This is a genomic window from Streptomyces sp. NPDC030862 (assembly GCF_055571835.1).
This window is the reverse complement of sequence record NZ_JBVIEN010000008.1, coordinates 303,084-319,882: the sequence shown is the minus strand read 5'-3', so window position 1 is coordinate 319,882 and position 16,799 is coordinate 303,084. Positions and strand designations below refer to the sequence as shown.

General features: G+C 71.9%; 15 protein-coding genes. 8 read left to right on the top strand and 7 right to left on the bottom strand.

Annotated features, from left to right (window positions below; all coding sequences use genetic code 11):
* Nucleotides 1-15: 15 nt before the first annotated feature.
* The 4 genes from ACZ42X_RS23035 to ACZ42X_RS23020 all read left to right on the top strand — a co-directional run bounded on the left by ACZ42X_RS23035 (nt 16) and on the right by ACZ42X_RS23020 (nt 3,363).
* Nucleotides 16-678 (top strand): response regulator transcription factor, encoded by a 663-nt coding sequence (locus ACZ42X_RS23035; protein WP_468293438.1) that lies wholly within the window; start codon nt 16-18, stop codon nt 676-678.
* Between the two features lie 65 nt (nt 679-743).
* Nucleotides 744-2,192, top strand: a complete 1,449-nt coding sequence (locus tag ACZ42X_RS23030) for a peptidoglycan D,D-transpeptidase FtsI family protein (RefSeq protein ID WP_468293110.1) — start codon at nt 744-746, stop codon at nt 2,190-2,192.
* Between the two features lie 137 nt (nt 2,193-2,329).
* The gene (locus tag ACZ42X_RS23025; RefSeq protein ID WP_468293435.1) at nt 2,330-2,719 is read left to right on the top strand and encodes a hypothetical protein; all 390 of its coding nucleotides are present in this window, start codon (nt 2,330-2,332) and stop codon (nt 2,717-2,719) included.
* Nucleotides 2,716-3,363: a hypothetical protein gene (locus ACZ42X_RS23020; protein WP_468293107.1), complete on the top strand. Its 648-nt coding sequence runs from the start codon at nt 2,716-2,718 to the stop codon at nt 3,361-3,363. The genes ACZ42X_RS23025 and ACZ42X_RS23020 overlap by 4 nt, the downstream gene beginning before the upstream one ends.
* Nucleotides 3,364-3,422: 59 nt before the next feature.
* On the opposite strand, the gene ACZ42X_RS23015 is transcribed toward ACZ42X_RS23020, so the two are convergent.
* Nucleotides 3,423-4,832: an NCS2 family permease gene (locus ACZ42X_RS23015; protein ID WP_468293104.1), complete on the bottom strand. Its 1,410-nt coding sequence runs from the start codon at nt 4,830-4,832 to the stop codon at nt 3,423-3,425.
* A 204-nt stretch (nt 4,833-5,036) separates the two neighbouring features.
* Between ACZ42X_RS23015 and ACZ42X_RS23010 the strand changes: the two genes are divergently transcribed.
* Nucleotides 5,037-6,089: a LacI family DNA-binding transcriptional regulator gene (locus ACZ42X_RS23010; protein ID WP_468293102.1), complete on the top strand. Its 1,053-nt coding sequence runs from the start codon at nt 5,037-5,039 to the stop codon at nt 6,087-6,089.
* Here ACZ42X_RS23010 and ACZ42X_RS23005 read toward each other — a convergent pair.
* The 3 genes from ACZ42X_RS23005 to ACZ42X_RS22995 form a co-directional block, all read right to left on the bottom strand.
* The gene (locus ACZ42X_RS23005; protein ID WP_468293099.1) at nt 6,049-6,612 is read right to left on the bottom strand and encodes a hypothetical protein; all 564 of its coding nucleotides are present in this window, start codon (nt 6,610-6,612) and stop codon (nt 6,049-6,051) included. The genes ACZ42X_RS23010 and ACZ42X_RS23005 overlap by 41 nt on opposite strands.
* Nucleotides 6,613-6,734: 122 nt before the next feature.
* A complete protein-coding gene (locus ACZ42X_RS23000) occupies nt 6,735-7,481 on the bottom strand; it encodes a hypothetical protein (protein ID WP_468293096.1) in 747 nt (248 codons plus the stop codon).
* Nucleotides 7,482-7,961: 480 nt separating this feature from the next.
* Complete coding sequence (locus ACZ42X_RS22995; protein ID WP_468293093.1) at nt 7,962-10,175, bottom strand: glycoside hydrolase family 6 protein; 2,214 nt, start codon at nt 10,173-10,175, stop codon at nt 7,962-7,964.
* 307 nt (nt 10,176-10,482) lie between these two features.
* On the opposite strand from ACZ42X_RS22995, the gene ACZ42X_RS22990 reads away from it, so the two are divergent.
* From ACZ42X_RS22990 to ACZ42X_RS22980, 3 genes are read left to right on the top strand one after another with little or no spacing between them, the layout of a single operon-like run.
* Nucleotides 10,483-11,031: a cysteine dioxygenase gene (locus ACZ42X_RS22990; protein WP_468293090.1), complete on the top strand. Its 549-nt coding sequence runs from the start codon at nt 10,483-10,485 to the stop codon at nt 11,029-11,031.
* Nucleotides 11,028-12,206 carry a class I SAM-dependent methyltransferase gene (locus ACZ42X_RS22985; protein WP_468293087.1) on the top strand — a complete coding sequence of 393 codons (1,179 nt, stop codon included), beginning with the start codon at nt 11,028-11,030 and terminating at the stop codon, nt 12,204-12,206. Before ACZ42X_RS22990 ends, ACZ42X_RS22985 begins: the two co-directional genes overlap by 4 nt.
* A gap of 31 nt (nt 12,207-12,237) precedes the next feature.
* Complete coding sequence (locus ACZ42X_RS22980; RefSeq protein WP_468293084.1) at nt 12,238-13,167, top strand: DMT family transporter; 930 nt, start codon at nt 12,238-12,240, stop codon at nt 13,165-13,167.
* Nucleotides 13,168-13,229: 62 nt separating this feature from the next.
* Here ACZ42X_RS22980 and ACZ42X_RS22975 read toward each other — a convergent pair whose 3' ends face one another.
* From ACZ42X_RS22975 to ACZ42X_RS22965, 3 genes are read right to left on the bottom strand one after another with little or no spacing between them, the layout of a single operon-like run.
* Complete coding sequence (locus ACZ42X_RS22975) at nt 13,230-14,534, bottom strand: pectate lyase family protein (RefSeq protein ID WP_468293081.1); 1,305 nt, start codon at nt 14,532-14,534, stop codon at nt 13,230-13,232.
* A 16-nt stretch (nt 14,535-14,550) separates the two neighbouring features.
* A complete protein-coding gene (locus ACZ42X_RS22970) occupies nt 14,551-15,411 on the bottom strand; it encodes a rhamnogalacturonan acetylesterase (RefSeq protein ID WP_468293079.1) in 861 nt (286 codons plus the stop codon).
* A 33-nt stretch (nt 15,412-15,444) separates the two neighbouring features.
* Nucleotides 15,445-16,791: an ABC transporter substrate-binding protein gene (locus tag ACZ42X_RS22965; protein ID WP_468293076.1), complete on the bottom strand. Its 1,347-nt coding sequence runs from the start codon at nt 16,789-16,791 to the stop codon at nt 15,445-15,447.
* Between the last annotated feature and the right edge of the window lie 8 nt (nt 16,792-16,799).

The window sequence follows — 16,799 nt, the reverse complement described above, 5'->3', positions numbered from 1 at the left end:
GCGATCCCGCCCGTGATCCGTGTCGTGCTGGCGGACGACGAGCGGATGGTGCGCACCGCCCTGCGTGTCGTCCTGGGCGCCGAACCGGACCTGGAGGTGGTCGGGGAGGCGTCGGACGGCGCCGAGGCGGTGACGGTCGTGCGCGAGCTGCGCCCCGACGTGGTGCTGATGGACGTGCGGATGCCCGGCATCGACGGCATCCGCGCCACCGAGCGGCTGGTGGCCTCGATGGGGGAGGCCGCGCCGCGGATCGTGGTCGTGACGACCTTCGAGAACGACGCGTACGTGTACGACGCGCTGCGCGCCGGGGCCGCCGGGTTCCTGTTGAAGCGGGCGGCGGTCGAGGAGCTGGTCGGCGCGGTGCGGCTGGTGGCGCGCGGCGACTCGCTGCTGTTCCCGTCGGCGCTGCGGGGCCTCGCGGCGGCGTACGGCCCGAGGGCGCGCGCGGCCGCCCCGCCGTGGGCGGCGCGGCTGACCGACCGGGAGGCGGACGTGCTGCGGCTGATGGCGAGGGGCCTGACGAACGCGGAGATCGCGGGACGGATCGGTGTCGGCCCGGCGACGGTGAAGACGCACGTGGCGGCGGTGCTGGCGAAGACGGGGACGCGGGACCGTACGCAGGCGGTGATCGCGGCGTACGAGTCGGGCTTCATCGTCCCCGCCGAGCAGCCCGGATGAGGATTCCCTGAGAAACCCGTCCTCCCGGAACGCCTCGCGCCGTCCCGTTCGTCCTCCTCGACGGGATGAACAAGACGATCAGAAGAGCCGCGGTCTTCTCCCTCCTGCTGGTGCTCTGCCTGCTGCTGCGGGCGACGTGGGTGCAGGCGTACGAGGCGAAGGCGCTCGCGGACCACACGAACAACCGGCGGAACGTCATGGAGCAGTACGCCCACCCGCTCGGGAACATCGTCGTGGCCGGTTCGCCGGTCACCGGATCGAAGCGGACGGACGGCGGCGACCTGCGCTACCAGCGCACCTACACCGACGGCGAGCTGTACGCGGCGGTCACCGGGTACGGCTCGCAGGCGTACGGCGCCACCCAGCTGGAGGGCATCCACCAGGACGTCCTCCACGGCACCGACCCCCGGCTGAAGAATCCGCTCGACGCGCTCACCGGCGAGCCCACCAAGCCGGGTGACGTGCTGACGACCATCGATCCGGCGGTGCAGAAGGCCGGTTACGAGGCGCTGGGCGACATCAAGGGCGCGGCCGTCGCCATCGACCCGAAGACCGGGCGGATCCTGGGCATGGTCAGCACCCCGTCGTACGACCCGTCGGCGATCGCCGGGTCGGCGGACGGTGACGCCTGGAAGAAGCTGACCACCGACGAGGACAAACCGCTGGTGAACCGGGCGATACGGCAGCCGGTGGCGCCGGGCTCCACGTTCAAGCTGGTCGTCGCGGCGGCGGCGCTGGAGGACGGGCTGTACGGGTCGGTCGACGAGCCGACGCGGAGCCCGGACCCGTACACGATGCCGGGCACGGTCACACCGCTGGAGAACGAGAACCCGTCGGCCCCCTGCGAGAACGCCTCCCTGCGCACCGCGCTGCAGTACTCCTGCAACAACGTCTTCGGAAAGCTGGCCGTCGACCTGGGGCAGGACAAGGTGCGAGCCATGGCGGAGAAGTTCGGCTTCAACGACAAGGAGCTGGACGTCCCGGTGCGGGCGTACCCGAGCGTCTACCCGACCGGCCTGAACCCGTCGCAGACGGCGCTGACGGGCATCGGCCAGTTCGACGTGACGGCCACGCCGCTGCAGATGGCGATGGTGTCGGCGGTCATTGCCCATGACGGTGTGCTGGAGTCCCCGCACATGGTCTCCCGCGTCGTGGACGGGGACGGCGACACCCTCGCGTCGTACGACGACATGGACGCGCGCCGGATCGTGTCGTCCGCCACCGCCGAGCAGCTGCGCAGCGCGATGGTCACGGTCGTCGAGAAGGGGACGGGCGACAACGCCCGGATCGACGGCGCGGAGGTCGGCGGCAAGACGGGCACGGCCCAGCGGGGCGTGGACAACAGCAAGAAGCCGTACGCCTGGTTCACCTCGTACGCCAAGGACGCGAAGACGGGCGAGGAGGTCGCGGTCGCGGTCCTGGTGGAGGACTCGGACGCCCGCCGCGCGGAGGTCAGCGGCAACGGCCTGGCGGCGCCGGTGGCGCGGGCGATGATGGAGGCGGCGCTGACGTAGCGGGCGGGGCGGGTGTTCACCGCCCCGGGCGCGGGCCGCTGTCCGGCACACGGTATGCAGGGGGCACCACCCTGCCTCTGGAGGCCCTCGTGCGTGCGCTGCACCGAACCGTCCCCCGCTCCCTCTCCGGCTGGACCATGGCGGTCTTCGGCCTCTGCGCCGCCGTGCTCGGCGTCCTCGGGCTGGCCGCTCCGGACGCCCTGCTCGCCGTCATGGGCTTCGAGGCCATACCGAGCGCCCGGCGCGCGGACGGCGACCACACCCTGACGTTCCTGACCGCCTCCTCGATGGCGGCGCTCAACATGGGCGTCTACTACGTCCTGGCGTCCCTCGCCGACTGGAAGCCCTTCTTCCGGTGGACGGTGCCGTTCCGGCTCCTCACCTGCGCGGTCTTCACCGTGGCGGTCCTCACCGGCCGCGCCCCGGACGGCTTCCTGGCCGTGGGCCTGTGGGAGGGCCTCGGCGCGGTGGTGACGGGGGCCGCGCTCCGGTACGAGGGCCGGGCGCGGCAGAATGCGGCGGCATGACACACCGGTTCGCCCTGCTCGGCGGGGACCACGACGACGCGGTCTGGAACGACCTCTGGAACGACCTCTGCCACCAGGGCAGCGTCTACGAGGACAGCTTCGCCGCTCTGCCGTTCCTCGCGGCCATCGCGGCGGGCCGCGCCCCCGGCGACCGCGAGCAGGCGGTGCTGATGGCCGGGCTGATCGCCTCCGCCGCCGACGAGGAGCGCCGGGCCCGGTACGCCGGCGAGATCGCCGAGCTGCTGCCGATGGCACGGGAGTGCCTGGCGGCCTGCCCGGCGGAGGACGCGAGCACCTTCGTCTACTTCACGCAGTGCCTGCTGGCGTTCGAGGGCGTACCGGTCTGGTCGGACTCGCTGGAGGGGCTGTTCACCGAGGAGTTCGAGGTCGAATGCCCCGCGTGCGGGGCGATGCCCTTCGTCATCTTCGGTGACCACTCCGAGGACGAGGAGGCCGAGACGCACCCCGCCGCCCCGTCGGAGCTGACGGGCATCGCACAGCGGCTGCACCGGATGGCGAGCGAGGCCGGGCAGGCCGGGGTCGCGCGGGGCGTGACGTACCTCTTCGGGCGGGCGACCTGCCCGGAGTGCGCGACGGAGTTCGCGGTCTCCGACCGGGTCGCCGCCCTGGCCACGGGCGGCTGAGACACAACGCGGCTGAGGCAGACGCAGGGCTGAGGCGGAACGGACCGCACGGGGCTCCGCTACGCGCCGAGCAGCTGCTCGATCGGGTCGATGGCGAAGTAGACCGCGAACAGCGCCGCCGCGCCCCACAGCAGCGGGTGGACCTCACGGGCCTTGCCCAGAGCCGCCTTGAGGGTGACGTAGGCGAGGAAGCCCGCGCCGATGCCGTTGGTGATGGAGTACGTGAACGGCATGACGGCGATCGTCAGGAACGCCGGGATCGCGATCTCGTACGACTGCCAGTCGATGTGCCGCACCTGCGCCATCAGCAGGAAGCCGACGGCGACCAGGGCGGGGGCGGCTGCCTGGGCGGGGACGACCGTGGCGAGGGGCGTGAGGAAGAGCGCGAGCCCGAACAGCGCGCCGGTGACGAGCGAGGCGAAGCCCGTACGGGCGCCCTCGCCGACACCCGCGGCCGACTCGATGTAGGAGGTGCTGGAGGAGGCGGACGCCACGCCGCCCGCGACCGCCGCCGCGCCGTCGATGAGCAGCACCCGGCCGAGGTTCGGCACCCTGCCCCGCTCGTCGAGGAGCCCGGCCTCGCTGGAGACGCCGACGACCGTGCCCATGGTGTCGAAGAAGTCGCTCAGCAGCAGCGTGAAGACCAGCAGCACCAGCGTCACCGCCCCGACCTGTTCGAACGCGCCGAACAGGCTGAAGGAGCCGACGAGTCCGAAGTCGGGGAGGGCGGCGATGCGGTCCGGGAACGACGGGACGGTCAGGCCCCAGGCGAGCGGCTCGATGTCGGCGAGTTCGTCGATGACGATCGCGACGGCCGTCATGGTGACGATGGAGACGAGGATCGCGCCGCGCATCCCGCGTGCCATCAGCGCGATGGTGAGCAACACACCGAGGCAGAAGACCAGGACGGGCCACCCCGAGAGCTGCCCGGTGGCACCGAGTTGCACGGGCACGGACCCCGTCTCGCCGGGGATGCGGGTGGCGAAGCCCGCGTCGATGAAGCCGATGAACGCGATGAACATGCCGATGCCGACGCTGATGGCCTGCTTGAGCTGCTTGGGGATGGCGTGCATCACCGCCTCGCGCAGCCCGGTGACGACGAGGACGCAGATGAGGATGCCCTCCAGGACCACCAGCCCCATCGCGTCGTCCCAGCTCATCAGCGGCGCCAGCTGGTACGCCACGACCGCGTTGAGCCCGAGCCCGGCGGCGAGCGCGAGCGGCAGGTTGCCGCCGAGCCCCATGGCCACCGTCATCACGGCCGCCACCAGCGCGGTCGCGGTGACGAGCTGGCCGGTGGACAGCTGGGTGCCGAACCTGTCCTCGGTACTGCCCAGGATCAGCGGGTTGAGGACGAGGATGTACGCCATGGTGAAGAACGTGGCGAACCCGCCGCGGATCTCGCGCGCCACGCTCGATCCGCGCTCGCTGATACGGAAGTAGCGGTCGACGGCCTGTGCTGCCGGCATGGGACTCCTCGCGGGAGGTCGGAGCGGACGGGGCGGGGGCGGGAGTGCGGGCGTGCGGGGGTGGCCCGATTGTCGCCGCGCGGGGGCCGGTCCAGGTTTACGACGTGTAACACATGAGATCAACCGGTGCGGCGCGGGCGTGTCCGGTGCTTCGATGAACCCCTGATCGACTCTCGGCCCCGACCGATCCCTGGAGGTCATGCGATGGCGGCGAACGGACGCTCGGCCCCGCCCACGCTGGAAGAGGTGGCCGCGCTCGCCGGTGTGGGGCGGGGCACGGTGTCGCGGGTCGTCAACAACGCGCCGGGGGTCAAGGAGACCACCCGGGTGCTGGTGCAGCAGGCGATCGACCGGCTCGGCTACGTACCGAACCGGGCCGCCCGGGCCCTGGCGGGGAGTCGGAGCGACGCGGTGGCCCTGGTCATCGCGGAGAGCGCGCGGCGGTTCTTCACCGAGCCGTTCTTCTCGGACATCGTGCACGGCGTCACGGCCGGGCTGGCGGACACCGAGATGCAGTTGCTGCTGACGCTGGTACGCGGCGACAAGGAGCGGCAGCGTTTCGTCCAGTACGCGCGCGCCGGGCGGGTCGACGGGGTGCTCCTGGTGTCGGTGCACGACGACGAGCCGCTGCCGGACCTGCTGGCGGAGTTGGACGTGCCGACGGTGCTCAGCGGGCGGCGGCGCAGCGACGAGTCGGTGTCGTATGTCGACTCGGACAACGTCGGTGGCGCCCGGGCGGCCGTGCGCCACCTGGCGGGCTCGGGGCGACGTGCCATCGCCACGATCGCCGGGCCGCTCGACATGTACGGGGCCCGGTGCCGGCTGCGCGGCTACCAGGAGGAGATGCGGGAGGTGTTCGGCCGCGAGCCGGACCCGGCCTGGACGGCGCGGGGCGACTTCACCGAGGAGAGCGGGCGCCGGGCGACGCGGGAGCTGCTGGAGCGCCACCCCGGGCTCGACGCCATCTTCGCGGCGTCGGACGTCATGGCGGCGGGCGCCCTGCAGGTGCTGCGGGCGGCGGGGCGGCGGGTTCCGGAGGACGTGGCCGTGGTCGGGTTCGACGACTCGCCGATCGCGCAGCACACCGATCCCCGGCTGACGACGGTGCGCCAGCCGGTGGAGGAGATGGGGCGGGCCATGACCCGGGTCCTGATGGAGAGCATCGACGAGCGCGGCGCCGCGGCGGGGGCCGGGGCCGGGACCGCCTGGCGGCACGTCATCCTGCGGACGGAACTGGTGCGGCGGGCGTCGGCCTGACCCCGCCTCCGCACCGCCCGTTCCGGCGCAGGCCGGCGATCGCGGTGTCGGCGCCCCGGGCGTACGGGGCGAGCTGGTCGGGCGTCATCGCGACGCGCCAGCGGCCGTCCTCGTACCGCATGCGCAGGGAGCCCGACGTGCCGCCGCCCTCCCAGTGGGCCTCGACGGTGCGGGCGCCGGCGGGGACGGCGCGCACCACCTGGAGGGGGACGGCGAGCAGCGGGTGGCAGGCCCGGTGCACGCGGACGTAGGTGTCGCGCGGTACGCGCTCCCGCGCGTCGCGGCTGAAGTCGGCCCAGGCGCCGGACCAGTCGCCACCGGAGAGCAGGCCGAGGTGGCTCTGCGCCGCGGCCCGGGCGGCTTGCTCGTCGGCCCCGCTGCCGGTCGCCGTCCCGGTCACCGGACCCGTCGTCGCGGTGTCCTGCGCGCGGCTGACCCACATGGCGGCGAGGAGGGCGGCCGCGACGGCCACCGGGGCCAGGCGTCGCCGCCATGGGCGGCTCGGGTGGTCGGGTCGGTGCATGGGGCGGGCGCGCCTTCCGCTGAGCCGGCGGCCGCGCGACCGGGGTCGGCGCCCCGGTCGCGCGGCCTGGTGGGTGAGGGTCTTTCGCGGCGGAGTCCGTTGCGGCAGGGTCGCGGCAGGGCTCAGTTGGCGTACCGGGTGGTGCCGTACTTCTTCACCAGCTCGGTGTTGGAGGAGACGGCGAGGTCCGCGGTGAAGCGGATCGAGTCGCGCGTGGTCTCCAGGCTGACGGCGCCCTGGTTGGGTCCGCCGAGCTTGTACGTCCAGGTGTGACCGGGCTCGATGCCGCGCTGGGCCAGCGGTACGTCGTGGAAGCCGAGGCGGGCGATGTAGTACGAGGTCCCGTCGCCCCGCTTGACCTCGACGAAGTCCTGCTGCGGGTGTCCGAAGGCCTGCGAGGCCGCGTAGTGGTGCTGGTCCGAGCCGGACGGGGCGAGGAAGACCAGGACGCCGCAGTCCAGATGGATCGGCTTGCCGGAGCGGTTGGTGAAGACCAGCTCGCGCACCCCGTAGCCGGTGGTGCTGTCGGCGCGGACGCTCACGGACAGCGGCACGTTGGACGTGAAGGACCTGGTGAGCGGCTCGTCCAGGATCGGGTTGCGGCCGGAGAGCGGGTAGCTCGGGCTGGTGTGGCAGCGCTCCAGCGGGGTCGTGTACTGCGAGGGGCCCCCGGTCGGGAGCGCCTGCATGAAGGTGTCGGGGCCGCCGCTGACGGCCGTGGTCTGCCCGGCCGCGGCGGTGGCCGGGCGGGAGACGCCGAGCTGTACGGCGATCGCCGCGACGACGAGGGCGAGGGCGAGGGACGCCACCAGGACTAACTGGACGGCGGGTCCGCGGAGTGCGGAACCGCGGACGACGGCTGGGCGCATGGGGGTGCCTCCTGGGCGGATGGGGAGGGCGGCGCGGCGTACGGGTTCGGCGGTTCCCGGCCGTCACGCCGCCCAGAGGTGAGGGCGGCAGGTTTTGGGAGCGCTCCCGCCCTCGGCCACCACTGTGGAGACTCGAGCGGCTCACGTCAATGCATGCGTCGCACTGTCTCGCCAGAGCCACAGGGGGCTTCTGCAGTCCAGCGGCAGCCCAGAACTGGGAGCGCTCCCACTGACCTCGGCATTCGTCGGCATCCATCGGTATCCGTCCCCCCCGCCCCTTCCGAAGCGGGCGCGGCGGTGCAGGGAGCCGCCCGACGCCGAGAGCGACGTGCACGACGACGGCCGGCCGTCCCCCCGTGGGTACGGCCGGCCGCTCGCTCCGCCTGTTCAGTGAGTGAGGGATGAGCGAGGGGGTGGGTGAGGCCTGTCCGCCCGGCCCGGCATGTCCGACAAGGCGGGGCGGACAGGAGTGGGTGGGGTTCAGGCCGGGGGCGCGCCCCAGGCGAGGGCGGTGCCGGTGTACGCCGGGATCGCGGGCGCGTCGGCGTACGCGGTCACCGTCGACCGGCTGTAGTCGTTGGCCTCGTTGAAGTTCGACCAGTCCGACTTGGCCATCCGCAGCTGGATGTCACCGGTGTCCCGCCCTGCGGCCAGCGAGCCCGCCGCGAAGGTCACCTCCAGGTACGCGTCCGCACCCGCCACGGGAGCCGGCAGCGGCACGACCCGCAGCTTCACCTGCGAGCAGCCGACCGCCGCGTAGTCGCAGTAGGCGTTGACGGAGGCGGAGCCGTCACGCGTGAAGTAGTAGCGCAGCGACACCTTGCTCAGGTCCACGGCCGAGGTGCCGGTGTTGGCCAGCTGAAGCGAGGGCCGGATGGCGTTGTCCGTCGCCGACGCGTCGTTGTTCTTGTAGCGGACCTTCACCCCGCCCGTGGGCGTGGGGTCGCCGCCGCCCGCCGAGGTGGTGACGGTCAGCGCCGCTGACGGCGTCGACACGTTGCCGGCCGCGTCACGCGCCCGCACGGTGTAGCTGTACGCCGTCGAGGCCGCGAGCCCCGTGTCGGTGTACGTCGTCCCCGTCACCGGGGCCGCGTTCACCTTCGTACCGCCCCGGTACACGTCGTACCCGCTCACACCCACGTTGTCGGTCGACGCCGTCCACGACAGCGTCACGGAGGACGAGGTCTTCGCCGGGCTGGTCAGGCCGGTCGGCGCCGTGGGAGCGGTGGTGTCGACGGGAGGAGGCGTGTCACCGCCGCCGACGGCCGGGTGGGCGTTCTGGACGAGCATCGCGAACTGGTTGTGGAACCAGTGGCCGGCCAGCGGTGCGTCGGGCATGGCGCCGGTGGGGTTGTTGCCCGCGTTGGGCGCCGTGTAGGCCGGGTTGCACATCGGGTCCGGACGCTTGCCCTCGTCGTTCGGGATGTCCTTGCTCGCGCCGTCCGACTCCCCCGGCGGCTTGATCCAGAGGAACGCGTCGAGGTGCGAGTCCGGGTAGCCGGCGGGCGAGGCCTGCGGCGGTTGGCCCATGCCGGCGCCGTTCACGTTGCACCACAGGCCGCGGTGCGTGCGGCGGTCGACCTTGGACTGGGTGACGTACGTGTCGAGGACGGTGCTCGTGGACTCCGCGGTCGGCCGTGCGGCGCCGCCCCAGCCGTTGCGGGAGGTGTCGACGACCATGCCGGTGGAGGCCGGCCAGCCCTGGGAGACCAGGGCGCTGTGGATCGCCTTGGTGAAGTCGGACTCGTCGAAGTTCGGGTTCCACTCGTAGTACTTGCCCGACTTGATCATGTTGCCGCCGACCGTCTTGTTCGGGTCGGTGAGGAACGGCTCCGCGAGCGGCGTGTAGTTGGAGACGTTGGTGATCAGGCCGTCCACGCTCGCCAGACCGGCCGTCGTGCCCTTGACGACGTCCGTGTACAGCTGGGTGGTCTGGGAGAGGTTGGTGTCCCAGCCGAGCCAGCCTGAGTGGGCGAAGTCCATGTACGTGTAGACGTTCGGGATGGCGTGCAGCTTGTTCAGGGCGTACCGGATGGCGTCGACCTGGATGCCGCTGCTCTTGGCCTGGGCGCACTCGGGGTCGGCGAGGTTGGTGACCAGGTTGGGCAGGCCGTCCGGCTCGATGACGGTGGCGATGCGGATGTCCTGGTACTTGGGGTTGGCGAAGACCGAGGCGATGGCGTCGATGTACTCGGTCTTGTAGCGCGCCAGGCCCGCGGCGGTGAGGGGAAGTTCACCGTTGGAGGCGAGGGCGGCGCAGTCGCGGCCCGGGAGGTCGTACACGACGAACGTGGCGACGAGCGGCTGGCCGGGCTTCTTCTGGGCGAGGGCCAGGTCGAGGTGGTCGGCGAGGCTCTTGCGGCCCGCGTTGACCTCGCCGCCGTGGATGGCGGCGATGCGGTCCAGCCAGACGGCGGTCGGATAGGTCTTGACCTTCTCCATCTTGGCCTTGAGCGCCGTGTCGCTGGTCTGCGCGATGGAGCCGTCGACCAGGCGGGCGTAGTCCGGGTTGACGTAGAAGGAGGCGCCGGCGAACGGGTTGTCGACGTGGGCCTCGGCCGCGGCCGCCGTCGGCGCGGAGCCGAGGAGGCCGGCCAGGCCGAAGAGGAGGGTGGTGGCGGTGGCTGCGGCCACGGCGGTGCGCCGCCGCTTGTGCCGCTTTCCCTTGCGTGTCTCGTGCGTCACGTGCGTCACGTACGGATCTCCCTTTTCGGAAGGGTGCGGGGGCAGGGACGGGAGCGGTCGCGGTGGGAGCGCTCCCATTTACAAGCAATGAACCAGCGGGCAGGCTTTCTGTCAATGCGCATGACAAGTCCCGAAGGACCGCAGGTCCGTACCGGATCCCGCACATTCTTTCGTGGCGAGCGCTTCCGAAAAGAGCCTTGACTGTCCATCCGGACAACTGATGGCCTTTTCCCGCTTGAACCCCAACTAAGCGCTGCGCGCGAAAGGTTGACCCCTCATGCAGTTGATCGAGCGCATATCAAGCACATTCGATTCCTTGCGGCGGCCCGGCCCGCACGAGCTCCGGGAAGCGTGGGAGAGCATCGACGCCTCACTGGACGAGATCCTGCCCTACGCGGGCGACCCGGGCGTCTACCCCTACGGGCGCAAGAAGCTGTACGCCACCGGGGACATCGAGATCCTCGCCATGAACTGGGCGTCGCACCGCCCCTGCGCGCCGCACGACCACGGGCACTCCTTCGGGTGGATCAACGTCATGGCGGGAACCGTCCGGCACACCCTGTACACCCTCGACCAGGACGACATCCCGGTCTCCTTCCTCACCCGCGACGAGCAGTGCGGCTCCCGGTACTTCGCCCCCCGCGGCCTGATCCACAGCATGGAGAACCCGACGGACGACCTGACGGTGACGCTCCACCTGTACGCACCGCCCATCACCGGCATGCGCGTTTACGACCTCGAGCGCTGCGCCGCCTGCGTCGTGAGCGACGACTGCGGGGCGTGGTGGCCCGACGAGCAGCGTCAGCTCGTGCGGGAGATCAAGCTCAGCCGTACCCGTACCGTCCGAGAAGAGGCCCTGTCGTGACCGCGACGCCCCCGGTGCACCACGCGATATCGCTGCGGAGCGTCCTCGCTCCCGATACCTCCTGGAACGAGCTGCGCTCCACCCTGACCACGGGCTCCGTCGACCTCGACTCCTTCGCGGCGCTGGAAGAGGCCCGATGTCTGCCGGACGGCAGGACGGCCGCCCGGCGATGTATCGACGGGCCGGTGTGCTTCACCGTCTCCGACGAGGCGTTCCTCGTCGTCGTCTCCGGCCGGGTGGAGCTCGTCGCGCTCGCCGGCCACGCCCCGGACGGGCCCACGGGGGAGGTCGTGGGCGAAGGGCAGGTCCGCCGGCTGGTCCCCGGCACGGCGGCCGGGATCCGGCCGAGTGCCAGTACGGACACCGCCGTGGTCGTGGAGGTCTCGAACGTACCCGGCGCCCTGAAGGAGCAGCCCGAGTCGCTTCCGCGCCTGGCGGAGGTCCCCGCGCTGCCCGACTACTACTACGGCTACTCCGACCGGTACGCCCGGGTCTACGAGGCCGGCGCGCCGCTCTGGGAGCCCCCCGAGCCCAACGAGGCGCTGGTGCACGCCCTGGAGACGCTGGGCGTGGAACCCTGTTCCGTCATCGACCTGGGGTGCGGCGAGGGCCGCGACGCGAACTACCTGGCGGGGCGGGGCTTCGACGTGGTGGGCGTCGACGTCGCCCGCCCCGCGCTCACCAAGGCACGGGAGCGGGCCGCCGCCCAGGGCGTGGAGGCGACGTTCCTCGAACGGGACATCTGCGTCCTGGCGGACCTGCCCCGGCCGCGGTTCGACCTGGCGATCAACATGGGCTGCCTGCACATGATCCCGGACAGCGACCTCCGCTCCGCGCACCTGAAGCGGGTGCACGAACTCCTCGCCCCCGGCGGCCTGTTCCTGGTGGCCCACTGCCGGGAACGATGGCTCGACGGGTTCTTCTCCGTGCCGGACTACGAGTCGGTGGGCCCGGTGGTCCCCGGACGGGTCATCCCGCGGCGCATCCGCCTGGAGGACGGCAGCACCACCGAGCTGATGCTGCCCCTGGTGCCGTACAAGGAGAGCCCGACGAACGAGCTGATCGACGAGATCCGCGCGCACGGCTTCGAGCTCGCGGCCGACCTGAGCAGCCGTACCGCGGCGTTCGGCAGCACCACCGTGCTGGCGATGCGGAAGCGCTCCCCCGATGCCTGAGCCGGGGGGAGGGGGGAGGTCCACCGCCTTCGTGTGGCTGGTTTTCACCACCCTCTGCATCGCCTGGGGAAGCACCTGGATCGCGATCCGGGTCGGGGTCACCGCGATGCCCCCGCTGTGGTTCGCCGCCACGCGCTTCGTCGTGGCGGGGCTGATCCTGCTGTTGCTCGCGCGGTGGCTCGGCGGCTGGAAACCCATCGCCCGCTCCGACATCAGGCCCCTGGTGGTGATGTCCTTCGGGGCCATCAGCGTGTGCTTCGGGCTGATCTTCTGGGGCGAGCAGTACGTCGAGTCGGGGACCGCCGGAGTCATCGTCCAGGGGTTCGTCCCGATCGGGCTGTTCTTCTTCGCGGCGCTGATGACCCGTGAGGTGATCGGCCGGACGCAGTGGGCCTCGCTCGGCATCGGCCTCTGCGGCGTGGTGCTGCTGCTCTACGGGCAGACCAGCAGCGACTGGTCGCCGCGCAAGGCCCTCGCCGCCCTGGCGATCGTCGTGGGCACGCTCGTGTACGACTGGGCGGGCGTGTACGGAGGGGACGTGCTGTCCCGCTACCCCTCGGCGCTCATGTCCGCGTTCGAGAACCTGGTGGGCGGCCTGCTGCTCCTGCCCTTCGCGTTCCTCCTGGAGGGCCGGCGGATCCTGGAGCATCCGCTGCCGGAAGCCTCGTCGACCTGGCTGAGCTGGGGCTATCTCGTCCTCGTGGGGTCGGTGCTGGGCTTCACCGCGTACACCTACCTGCTGCGGGCCTGGGGTCCCACGCGGACGTCCGCGTACGCCTTCGCGACCCCGGTCATCGCCCTGCTCCTGGGGGCGTGGCTGGCGGACGAACGCATCACCTGGCAGCACGTCGTGGGCACCCTCCTGATCCTCGGTGCGGTGGCCGGGATCACCCGGCGGCGGAACCGGTCCACGCGCACCGACGCGTCGAAGGGGCCGCTCCACGAACCCGTCGACGCCTGAGGGCGGCCTCCTTCTCCGGGCGTCCCGCCCCGCACGGCGGTCGCCCGGAGAACGAGGCCCGGTCAGCGGAGCCTGCCCGCCCCCGCGCGCGCGGTGACGAGTCCCGGCAGGGCACGCGGGTCGTCGACCCGCGTGCGCAGGGCCGGGGTCCAGCCCGCCCCCGGCGTGAGGACCTCGCCCGGCATCTCCGCGTTGTGGACGGCGATGAGGTCGACCGGCCGGCCGTTGACGTGGTTGCCGACGGCCGTCACCGGGGCCTCCTTCCACTTCTTCAGGATCCGCCCGGCGCTGACGCCCGCCGGCAGGCTGAAGGAGTTCTTCTCTGCGTGGAGCCGCGACGCGTGGCCGATGCCGAAGGCGTACGCGTAGGGCTGCCCCTTCCTCACCACGTGGTGGTTGTTGTACGCGTCGACCTGGCCGAAGCGGACGCGCGGGGCGCGCTCGACGACACCGCTGAAGAGGTTGTGGTGGAGCGTCACCTTGAGCTTCCCCGCGTCCGTGGCGGCCGCGCTGTCGCTGTTGCCGATCATCAGCGTCTTGTCGTGGTCGGCGAACACGTTCCAGGAGGCGGTGACGTGGTCGGCGCCCCGCACGACGTCCAGTTCGCCGTCGTGCCGCTGGTACAGCTCGCCGTAGTAGTGGGGCAGGGAGCTGTCGGGGTACCGGCCGTCGGTGAAGGTGTTGTGGTCGATCCACACATGGGTGGAGCCGTACACCACCATCGCGTCGTACGCGGAGTTCCAGGCACCCGTCGCGCCGTCCGTGGGGTCCCACTGCGGGAAGCAGTCGAGCGGGCTCTCCAGCGTCAGGTTGCGGACGATGACGTCGTCGACGTGCCGGATCTGCAGGCTGCCGCCCGTGATGCCGGCGTCGTCGCCGACGCCCACGATGGTGGTGCGGGCGGGGACGGCGGCCTTGACGGAGGCCGCCTGCTTCTCGGCGGAGGCGGCGCGCAGGTCCTCCTGGGGCCCGCTGACGGGGGTGTCACGGCCCCACACCGCCGGGTCGTACGCGGCGAGGTACCGGTCGAAGTCGTACCCGTCGGCCTCGAAGGAGGCGCAGCCGCCCTCGGTGGCGTCCAGGGTGCCCACCACCCGGATGATCCTGGGCGCGCCGCCGGTGTCGGCGGCGAGCGCGGCCTTGAACCGGGACCAGGTGGTGACGGTGTACACGTGCTCGGGGGCTGCGGCGGCCCCGCCCTTGGTGCCCGGGCCCTCGGAGGCCCAGCCGTCACCGGCCGGGAGGGTCTGCCGGGCGAGGTCGCGAGGGGCGGGCGCGGTGGCGGCGTGCGCCGTAGCCGTACCGGTCAGGGCGAGCACCAGGGCGGTGCATCCGGCGAACGCCGGCGCGGATCTGTGGGGGCGCATGGCGGCTCCTGTCGTGTCAGGTCTGTGGGGAGGTCAGGGACTCGGACTCGGGCTCCGGCCAGGTGATCCACTCGGCGGGTACGGGGTCCTCCAGCCGCCGTACGTGCCGCGGTTCCAGCACTCCGGCCGCCCGCAGGCCCCTCGCCACCAGCCGGGCCACCTCGATGGCGCCGCGCGGCCGGAAGTGGGTGTTGTCCTGCTCGCCGTCCGGGAAGTTCGGCGACTCGCCCGGCGCGAGCCACAGGAAGTACTCCTTGGAGGGCTCGGGGCCGAGCCTGCGCCACTCGGCGAGACTCGACTCCTGTACGTCGACGAGGGCGACGCCCTCCTCGGCCGCCAGCGCCCGCACGGCCGCCGGATACGCACCGTGCGTCGGCACGGGACCGCCCAAGGCGTCGAACCTCCGCCGCTCGACGGAGGTCAGCAGCACCGGCCGGGCCCCGCGCGCCCTGGCCCCGGTCACGTACCGGCGCAGATGGTCCTGGTAGGTGGTCCACGGCTCGGTGTACCGGGTGGGGTCGGCCGACTTCTGGTCGTTGTGGCCGAACTGGACGAGCAGGTCGTCGCCGGGGCGCAGCACCTCCAGGACGGCATCGAGGCGGCCCTCGTCGATGAAGCTCTTGGAACTGCGGCCGTTGACGGCGTGGTTGGCGACGGCGAGGCCCGGCGCGAGGAAGAAGGGGAGCGCCATCCCCCACCCCGTCTCGGGCGCGGCGTCGGCGTACTTCGGCGCGGCGGTGGAGTCTCCGGCGATGTGGAGGGTGCGCGGCCGGGGGCGGGGGCGGCCCAGGGCCTCCCCCGCGGCGGCGGGCACCAGCGGCAGGGCGGCGGCGAGCGCCGCCGCGGTCCGCACGGTCTGTCTGCGGCTCAGGGACACGGGTACGTGCTCACTCTCGTCGGGGGCGGGGGCTCAGCCCTTGTTCTGCTGCTCGTTCCACTCCGCACGGGCCGTGTTCAGCTGCTCCGCGAGCGTGTCGAGGAACTGCTTCGCGGTCAGCCGGCCCAGCAGCACCTTCTGGAAGTTCGGCTCGTTGTCGGCCTTGCTGATCTTGTTCCAGTCGGGGAGGAAGTACGGCAGCTCGACGATCGTGGTGGAGCCGTCGGTGAGCGCCTGCGCGCCCAGCTTCGTCGCCTCGGCGTCCCGCAGCCACGGATCGGCCTGGGCGTCCTTGTTTGCCGGGATGGCGCCGGCGGAGGCGTTCCACTTGCTGTTGGACTCGTGCGAGACGGCGAACTCGATGAACTTCCACGCCGCGGCCTTGTTCTTGCCGGTCTTGAAGAGGCCGAGGCCGTCCACCGGGTTGGAGACCTGGACGCGCTTGCCGTCCGGTCCGACCGGGTTGGGGATGCCGGCGAACTTGTCCTTGCCGAGCGCCTTCACATGGTCGGTGTAGGAGCCGAGGTTGTGGCTGAGCATGCCGATGGTGCCGGTGTCGAACTGCGCGACCATCTTCTTGAAGTCGTTGTTGACGTCCGCCGCGGGCGTCGTCTTCTTGTACAGCCCGACGTACTTCTCCAGCGCCGCCACGTTCTTCGGGTCGTTGACGGTGGTCTTGTCGCCCTCCCAGAAGGAGGTGATGCCCGACTGTCCGTACATGGCGTCCAGCGCCTGCGCGATGGAGCCGGCCCCGCCCCGGATTGTGTAGCCGAACTTGTTGTTCCCGGCGTCGGTGAGCTTCCGGGCCGCCGCGTAGAACCGGTCCCAGGTCGTCGGCGGCTGGAGGCCCGCCGCCTTGAACAGGTCGGTGCGGTAGTAGAGCGTGCCGTTGCTGGCGGAGGTCGGCACGGCGTACATCTCGTCGCCGCGCCCGCCGGCCGACGTGACGGAGTCGACCATCGTCTCGACCAGCTTGCCGTCGAGGCTGGAGTCCTTGATCCGGTCGCCGACCGGGTCCAGGGCGTCCTGGGCGACCATGTTGGCGAGGTAGGCGGCGCCGACGCCGCCGACGTCCGGCAGGCCGCCGCCCGCGATGGCGGTGTCGTACTTGGACTGCACGTCCTCGCTGGGGACGGGGACGTACTTCACCTTGATGTCGGGGTGCTTCGCCTCGAAGTCCTTGATGATCTCCTGCCAGACGGCGGTGCGGACGCCGCCGTTGTTGTCCCAGAAGGTGATCGTGCCCGTGCCGGAGCCCTCGGCGCCTCTGCCGCCGGTGCCGTCGTCACCGCAGGCGGTGGCGGTGAGGGCGAGCACCGCGGTCAGGGACACGGCCACGGCGGTCCGTCTGGTGCCGGGGTGCGGGTGGTGGTGGGTCATGTGCGGCT

What these genes read in the sequence shown, in the direction of transcription:
- ACZ42X_RS22965 (WP_468293076.1), bottom strand. Translation starts at nt 16,791, where the DNA reads ATGACCCACCACCACCCGCACCCCGGCACCAGACGGACCGCCGTGGCC.
- ACZ42X_RS23010 (WP_468293102.1), top strand. Translation starts at nt 5,037, where the DNA reads ATGGCGGCGAACGGACGCTCGGCCCCGCCCACGCTGGAAGAGGTGGCC.
- ACZ42X_RS23020 (WP_468293107.1), top strand. Translation starts at nt 2,716, where the DNA reads ATGACACACCGGTTCGCCCTGCTCGGCGGGGACCACGACGACGCGGTC.
- ACZ42X_RS23030 (WP_468293110.1), top strand. Translation starts at nt 744, where the DNA reads ATGAACAAGACGATCAGAAGAGCCGCGGTCTTCTCCCTCCTGCTGGTG.
- ACZ42X_RS22975 (WP_468293081.1), bottom strand. Translation starts at nt 14,534, where the DNA reads ATGCGCCCCCACAGATCCGCGCCGGCGTTCGCCGGATGCACCGCCCTG.
- ACZ42X_RS23000 (WP_468293096.1), bottom strand. Translation starts at nt 7,481, where the DNA reads ATGCGCCCAGCCGTCGTCCGCGGTTCCGCACTCCGCGGACCCGCCGTC.
- ACZ42X_RS23005 (WP_468293099.1), bottom strand. Translation starts at nt 6,612, where the DNA reads ATGCACCGACCCGACCACCCGAGCCGCCCATGGCGGCGACGCCTGGCC.
- ACZ42X_RS23025 (WP_468293435.1), top strand. Translation starts at nt 2,330, where the DNA reads ATGGCGGTCTTCGGCCTCTGCGCCGCCGTGCTCGGCGTCCTCGGGCTG.
- ACZ42X_RS23015 (WP_468293104.1), bottom strand. Translation starts at nt 4,832, where the DNA reads ATGCCGGCAGCACAGGCCGTCGACCGCTACTTCCGTATCAGCGAGCGC.